Below are 8,209 nucleotides of genomic sequence, written 5' to 3' on the forward strand. Positions count from 1 at the left end.
GTTCAACAAGGATAAGAAGGTGGGCTTTTTGTCGAGCAACCGCGGGGGCAACGACGACATCTACGTGGTGAGCCCTATCTGCGGTGTGATGGTGACCACCGTGGTGACCGATGCCAAGACGGGCGCGATCCTGTCTAATGCCTCTGTCTCGATCGTGGACGACCGCAAGAACGTGATCGCGACCGAGACGTCCGATGCCAAGGGGCAGGTGACCTACCGCGTGGAGTGCAACCGCGCCTACACGGTGCAGGCCTCCAGGGACGGCTACGAGGGCGCGAGCTTCGAGGTGGCCAAGCAGGACGGCGGCGACAGGCGTGTCGATGCCAAGCTGCAGCCTATCGAGACGATCGTAAGGGAGACCGAGATTGTGCTGAACCCGATCTTCTTCGAGTACGACAAGAGCAACGTCACGCGCGAGGGCGCCTTCGAGCTGGACAAGCTGGTGCAGGTGATGAAGAGCAACCCTGCCCTTACGATCCTGGCCAAGGCGCACACGGACAACCGCGGCTCGGACGCGTACAACCTTTCGCTCTCGGACCGCAGGGCCAAGAGCACGGTGCAGTACGTGATCTCCAAGGGGATCGCCAAGAATCGCATCACCGGCAAGGGCTTCGGCGAGGCCGAGCCGAAGGTGGACTGCGGCGAATCGTGCACCGAGGAGCAGCACGCACAGAACAGACGCAGCGAGTTCCTGATCGTGAAATAAACATCCAAACCTTAGATAGAGAGGCCTCCGTTTTTCGGGGGCCTTCTTTTTTAAAACAGGAACGTTCCGGTAGGCCGCGTCAGGGATGGAAGTAAGGTGCCGCGCACCACGGACAGCCCGACCCGCAGGGGGACGCCCCAAAAAAAAGTAGGGTATTTGCGGTTTAATTTGTTACAGATGGTTCTGACCACAAGAACGTTATTAACACAAAATAGTTAAAAAGTGTTTTTATCTTAATGGTTTCACAAAAATTGTTAAATTTGGAACTCAATTTTTACAAAACTATATCAAACCACCTAAATTTTCATTTTATGAAAAAAATTATTCTTCTGATTTTGGTGCTTTTGAGTTCGACATTTGGGTTTGCCCAGGTGGAAGACTTTGAAGCGCTGACTGAGCCGGATCCGGTGACAGGAGTTTGGGCCCTGACTTCGGGGAACTGGCTTGTCAAGGACAACCGACTCAATGAGGTGCCCAACTGGCAGTCTAACGACGGCACGCCTTATCCGGCCAACACCACCAATGGCGGATCGAGAGCGGCTTTCGTGAACCGCGAGAACACCGGCGCCGATGTGCTTGCTGAAGAGTGGCTCATCACCCCGCAGTTTAACATCGCGGCCAACCGTCAATTGCGTTTTTACGCGCGACAAACGGTCAATGGCGACTCGGGAACGCTGTATCGCGTGATGATTTCGAGCAATGCCGATCCGTTGAATTTTGGCGCCTATACACAGCTGGCCCAATATACGGAAACGCAGTTGAGCACGATCACATCGAATCAGCTGGATTATGAAGAGAAAATCATCAACTTTGGCGCTGTAACGGGCAACAGGTATATCGCCTTTGTCAAGGTGCATACGCAAGTTGGTGACGTAACAGGAGGCGACCGCTGGCTTATCGACGACGTGAAAATCGTACAGCGTTGCGCCGAGCCTACGACCTTGGCTACGAGCAACGTATCGTCTACCGGCGCTACTTTGAGTTGGGTGGCCACGGCCGACAATTACTCGATCGAGTACGGGCCATCTGGGTTTGTTCCTGGAACCGGGACCGTCATCGCCGACATTCCTGATGGCGGCGCGACCGATAGTTATGTAGTGCCCGTGGGAACATTGACACCAGACACTTGTTACCAATTTTATGTAACGGCCTATTGCGGCTCGGGACCTACGGGATCGAGCAGTTTGCAGACAGGACCATTTAACTTTTGTACGTCGCCGCTGGGTTCTACCTGTGCGGGACCAATAGTGATTCCACCGACGTTGCCGTATTTTACGACCGACGATACGTTGCAGTTTGGCAACAACATCTCGGCCGCGGGGCCAGGTACTTCGTGCGGTGCCACCGGAAACTTCTTGGGCGGCAACGACGTAGTATATACGTATACCAACCCGAATGCTACGCCGCTTAACATCAACATCCAGATGAACCCGGGTACGGCTACCAACACGGGTATGTTTGTGTACAGCAGCTGCGCCAACGTGGGCGTGAACTGTATTGCGGGTGTAGGAAACGCCAACGCGACCATCCGCGAGATTACCACGTTGAACTTGGCGGGCAACCAGACCATTTTTATTGTGTTGTCGTCTACGACGGCTACCGAGAGCTATCCGTATACCTTGGCCATCCAGGTGGTCAACTGTCCGGCGCCAACCGGTGGCCAGGCGATTGCCAACACCATTGGCATGACCGATGCCCAACTGACTTGGACCAACCCGACTTCTACGTCATGGGAAGTAGCGGTACAAACAGCGGGCAGCGGAATCCCGGCAGGTGCTGGTTTCCCGACTACAAACAACGTGAACCTTTCTGCGGCGGCTGCTTTTGGCGGTCCGTTGACAGCGGCTACACAATATGAGTTCTGGGTACGCGCCGATTGCGGCAACGGTACCTTTAGCCTTTGGGCAGGGCCATACCGTTTCGACACCAGAATTTGCGAGGCGGTAAACCAATGTAACTATACCTTTATTGTACAGGATAGCTTTGGCGACTCTTGGAACGGTGCTACCATGCAGGTAAGACAAAACGGCATTGTCGTGGCAACGCTTACCGGACCGACCAACGCGCAAGGCACCAACCCGGTATCGGTGACTGTTCCGATGTGTCACAACATTCCGTTTGACCTGTTCTGGGCTACGGGAGGTACGTTCCCGGGTGAGGTAAGGGTCAGGATCCAAAACTCTTTCGGGCAAGAATTGTATGCCATGACCACGGCGAGCGCCGGTTTGGCGGGTACATCCTTGTATGCCGGAACGGTAGATTGTTTGAACCCGTTGTGTTTGCGTCCTACCGGTGTAACGGTGCCGAGTGCATCGATTACGACCAATGGCGCTGTAATCAACTGGACATCGTCTGGTGTACCAACTACAGGTTGGGAGTTGTACGTGGTGCCACAAGGTACGCCGGCTCCGTTGCCGGAAACCGCGGGCAACTATACCGTACCTACGCCACCGGCCACGTTGACCATCGCGAGTGGTTTGACCGCCGATACATGCTACAACGTATACGTGCGTTCGGTATGTTCGGTAAACAGCCCAAGCCCTTGGACGGCGACCGCAGTAACGTTCTGTACGCTGCCGACTTGTCCGAAACCAACCAACATCCAGGTGCCAACGGCTACGATTACCGAAGCCGAAGCTACGGTAACTTGGACCGCTGTGGCTGCGGCTACTGGCTACCAGGTGGCCATTATACCATCGCCATCGACGCTTCCGATCGACGAAGCAGCATGGTCGCCAGTACAAACCGCTACTACATACACTACAGCTACCGGTGCATTGCAATCGGGAACATTGTATGATGTATACGTAAGATCGATTTGTTTGGACGGTGGCGACATCGGACAACCAAGCAACCCAACCACGTTCAGCACCGTAATTTGTGCTCCGTCAGAACAATGTCTCTACACCTTTACCCTGACCGACTCTTTTGGCGACGGCTGGAACGGTGCTAGAATGGAAGTCAGACAAAACGGTATCGTTGTACAAACACTTGGCGCAAACTTTACAGGTGGCGCAGGACCAATCGTGGTCAACGTACCATTGTGTCACGGCGTTCCGTTTGAATTGTTCTGGACATTGCCAGGAAGTTTCCCAGGCGAAGTCAGGATTGCCGTAAGCAACAACTACAACCAACAACTTTACGCCATCACTACGGCCAGCGCCGGATTGGCAGGAACATCGCTTTATTCGCAAGAAGAAGTCGATTGTTTGGCGCCATTGTGTTTGCCACCGACAGGTGTAGCGGTTGTACCGAATATTTTTGAAGTGACCATCAACTGGACACCGTCTACCTTTAACACGGCCTATGACATTTATATTGTCGAGACCGGCGGTGCGGCTCCAGACGAAAATACGACACCAACTTATGCGGGTGTAACGGGTACTTCGTTTACCACGACGATCGACTTGTTGCCAAGTACAGGTTATACGGTGTATGTAAGGGCGATTTGCGACGCGAACAGCCCAAGCGCATGGACATCGGGTGTGGGTACAGAGACGTTGCCTACTTGTCCGCAACCGATTAATTTGGTAGTATTGGGTGCCGATACCGATTCGGCCGAATTGCAATGGACCGAAGTAGGCCCTGCAACGCAATGGGAAGTTTTTGTAGTCCCTGCAGATTCACCTGTACCAACACCAGGTTCAGGAACCATCGTAAACAGCACCACTTTCGACACCACGGTGTTGGGTCCGTTGCCGGCAGGTTTGTACGATTACTATGTACGTGCGATCTGTACACCAGAAGACCCTAGTGACATCTCAGGACCTACCGCATTCTTCATCATCAACGTAGACCCTGTTTGTCCAGAGGTAGAAATCACGGTACAAACCACCAGCCCGGGCGTCATCGACTTGTGTCCTGGTGAAAACTGTATCGATTTGTCGGCTACGTTCGTAGACTTCAAGGACACGACCACGTATGCGGTCGACGCGGTTCCGTTCGCGCCACCGTTCCCATTCATTGGCGGTACCGAGCTTAACATTGCCACAGACGACATTTGGGGACCACCGGTTACCTTGCCTTTCGATTTCTGTTTCTTTGGCGTGAACTCGCAATCGGTACAGGTTGGATCAAACGGTGTGGTTACCTTTACGCCGCAAGCCTTCCCGGGCAACTGTCCTTGGGCATTTACCCAAACAATCCCGAACGCGGGCTTCCCGGTCAGAAACGCTATTTATGGCGTGTATCAGGACATCAACCCGGCCGTCAACACGGCGCCGGCCATCCACAGTATCAACTACCAGATTTTGGGTACTGCACCATGTCGTGCGTTTGTCGTGAATTACTACCAAGTAGGACAATTCAGCTGCGGCACCAGCGTTGGCTTGCAAACCAGCCAGATCGTGTTGTATGAAACTTCGAACATCATCGAGGTCTATGTACAGGACAGAACGGTTTGTTCTACCTGGAACAGCGGAAGCGGTGTCATCGGCTTGCAGAATGCGGCCGGTACGCAAGCGCATTTCCCTCCGGGCAGAAACACCGGACCATGGGAAGCGCACAACGAAGGCTGGAGATTTACCCCAGACGGTAACTCTAACGTAGTGTTCACTTGGTTGCAAGGCACAACTCCGGTGGGCAACAACGCCACCGACATCCAGGTTTGCGTTTCAGAAACTACCTTGATGACGGCCAGAGCGGTATACACCGGTTGTGGTGGTACGCAAACGACCGAAGAGGTAAGCGTATTGCTCAGAATCAACGAGGTCGACATCGAACCAATCGAAGACGTTACACAATGTGACTGCTATGTTTTGCCAGCATTGACAGAACCGTTGCAGCACTACTACACCGCTACGGGCGGACCAAACGGTACGGGAACTGAAATCCCAGCAGGAACGCAAATCTGCGACCCTAATACCACGATTTATGTGTGGGCCGGAACCACCACCGAACCGATTTGTTCGGACGAAGAAGAGTTTGTCGTGAACATTACGGCCGTTGTCGCGCCTGATTTCCCAGACGTGACCGAGTGTACAGCGTATACCTTGCCGGACTTGCCAGACAATTTCTTTTACTTTGACCAACCGGATGGCGGCGGAAACAACTTGCCGGAGCTTTCGGATGTGACGACGGTAGGAACCACAGAAATCTGGATCCTTGGTGTAAACGGCGAATGTATCGGACAAAGCAGCTTTAATGTTACCATTGGCGACATCGTGGCTTTCGAGCAAGACGACATAACCGACTGTAATGGATTCTTGTTGCCTGCGTTGCCGGCAAACCAAACGTACCACGACCAACCTAACGGCGGCGGTGTAGAGATTCCAGCAGGAACCAACATCACCACGCCAGGCGTGACCACGATTTACATCCATGCCCAATTGGGTAACTGTGAAGACGACAGCGAGTTTACGATCACGATCGACGACCAAATCGTCCCAACTTTCAACCCGATTGCGAACATTTGTGTTGGCGGTACTGCACCGGCTTTGCCTACGCAGTCGACCAACCAACCGACACCGATTACAGGTTCTTGGAACCCAGCAACCATCGATACATCGGTTGCGGGTACGTTTACCTTTACGTTCACACCTGACGGAACGGTGCCGTGTGCGGTAGAAACCACCATCAACGTGACCATTGATCCGTTGGTGACACCAGATTTCACACCGATTCCGCCAGTTTGCTTGAACGCAGTGGTTACATTGCCGACAACTTCGAACAACGGTATTGCCGGAACATGGTTGCCGATTGTGGATACATCGGTAACTGGAACGACTACCTATACGTTTACGCCGGATGCGGGACAAAACTGTGCCATTTCGACGACCATCGACGTAACAGTCGTACCACAAATCACGCCTACGTTCAACCCGATCGCCAACATCTGTCAGTTCGCAACGGCGCCGCTGTTGCCAACCGTATCGGAAGGACCAGAAGCCGTTCCTGGAACATGGAGCCCGGCCACGATCGACACCAACACGCCAGGTATGACAATCTATACGTTTACGCCTGACGCAGTATTGGCGCCATGCGCGGTTGTTGTGACGATGGACATCACCATCGATCCACAAGTGACACCAGCTTTCGATCCGATCGCCGACGTATGTGTGGGCGGTACATTTGTATTGCCGACGACTTCGCTCAATGGCGTGATCGGAACTTGGGGGCCAGCCATCGATACGTCTGTGGCAGGCAGCTACATCATTTGCTTTACTCCAAACGCTGGACAAACCTGCGCCATCCAAACTTGCGTGACGGTCAACGTCATTGCGCCCGTTGTACCAGACTTTACCAGTTCGATTACACTGTGTTTTGGCGACGCGGCACCTGTTTTGGCAGGTACTTCGCCAAACGGCGTGACGGGAACTTGGTCGCCAGCGATTGTAGACAACACCTTGAGCGGCGTGTATACTTTTACACCAAACGCGGGTCAGTGTGCGGTTCCGCAAATCATCAACGTGAATGTGAACCCGACAACGACACCTACGTTTACACAATTGGGTCCAATTTGTTCTGGAGATACGTCGTTGACATTGCCGGCTACATCGAACAACGGTGTGTCGGGTGTTTGGTCACCGGCTACGGTAAACAACCAAGCCACTACGACGTATACCTTTACCCCAGCGGCGGGATCTTGTGCGACTTCGGTAACGATGACCATTGTGGTCAACCCAACAGTAGCACCAGGATTTGCTGAAATCGCTGCGATTTGCGCGGGCGATCCAGCTCCATCGCTCGATACGACATCGCCTACCGGCATTACCGGTACTTGGTCTCCGAGCACTGTCAGCAACACGCAATCGGGAACCTACACCTTTACACCGACAGCAGGTCAGTGTTCATCGGTACAGGTTCTTACGGTAACGGTTACCAATGAACCACAAGTTGGCCTGACCGAAGGCTGCGACGGTAGCAACTATGTGTTGACCGCCGTGCCACTGAACGGCAGTTTCGATCCTGAAACGGTAACCTATTCTTGGACCGCCAACGGTGTTCCGGTAGCGGGTGCCGACGGTCAGTCGATTGTCATTACAGAAACGGGCGATTATGTCGTTACAGTGACACCGGCAGGAGGTTGCCCAGGAAATGCTGCAATCGATGTTGATTCTACGTCTTGCATCATCCAGAAGGGTATTTCCCCTGGCGACGGCAGCGACAACGACTTCTTCGATTTGGCGGGCCTGAACGTTCGTCGCTTGGAGATCTTCAACCGCTACGGCACGAAGGTCTACAGCCAGGCGAACTATTCGCGCGAGTGGTACGGGCAGACCGACAAGGGCGACGAGCTTCCTGACGGCACGTACTACTACGTGATCGAGCGGGACACGGAGACCAAGACGGGATGGATCTACATCAACAGGGTAAAATAAGAAACAGCGGGGGCGGTGCCGCCGGCCGGATTTGGCCGGCGGTTACCCTTCCATAAAACACACACACATGAAGAAAATAATTTTGGCTGCCGCGGCCCTCTTGACCCTGGCGTCCGCGCGGGCCCAGCAGGACCCGCACTATACGCAGTACATGTACAACATGAGCGTGATCAACCCGGCGTAT

General features: G+C 53.7%; 3 protein-coding genes. All 3 read left to right on the top strand.

Annotated elements, in window-relative coordinates; genetic code table 11:
- The coding region (locus tag BLP55_RS15850) for an OmpA family protein (protein ID WP_139149769.1) at window positions 1-706 on the top strand (706 nt) is incomplete at its 5' end.
- 311 nt (window positions 707-1,017) lie between these two features.
- The gene (locus BLP55_RS15855; RefSeq protein ID WP_139149771.1) at window positions 1,018-8,025 is read left to right on the top strand and encodes a fibronectin type III domain-containing protein; all 7,008 of its coding nucleotides are present in this window, start codon (window positions 1,018-1,020) and stop codon (window positions 8,023-8,025) included.
- Between the two features lie 67 nt (window positions 8,026-8,092).
- A partial coding sequence (locus BLP55_RS16875; RefSeq protein WP_139149772.1) for a type IX secretion system membrane protein PorP/SprF occupies window positions 8,093-8,209 on the top strand: 117 nt, incomplete at its 3' end.

The organism is Flavobacterium caeni, from assembly GCF_900101895.1.
Classification (GTDB): domain Bacteria; phylum Bacteroidota; class Bacteroidia; order Flavobacteriales; family Flavobacteriaceae; genus Flavobacterium; species Flavobacterium caeni.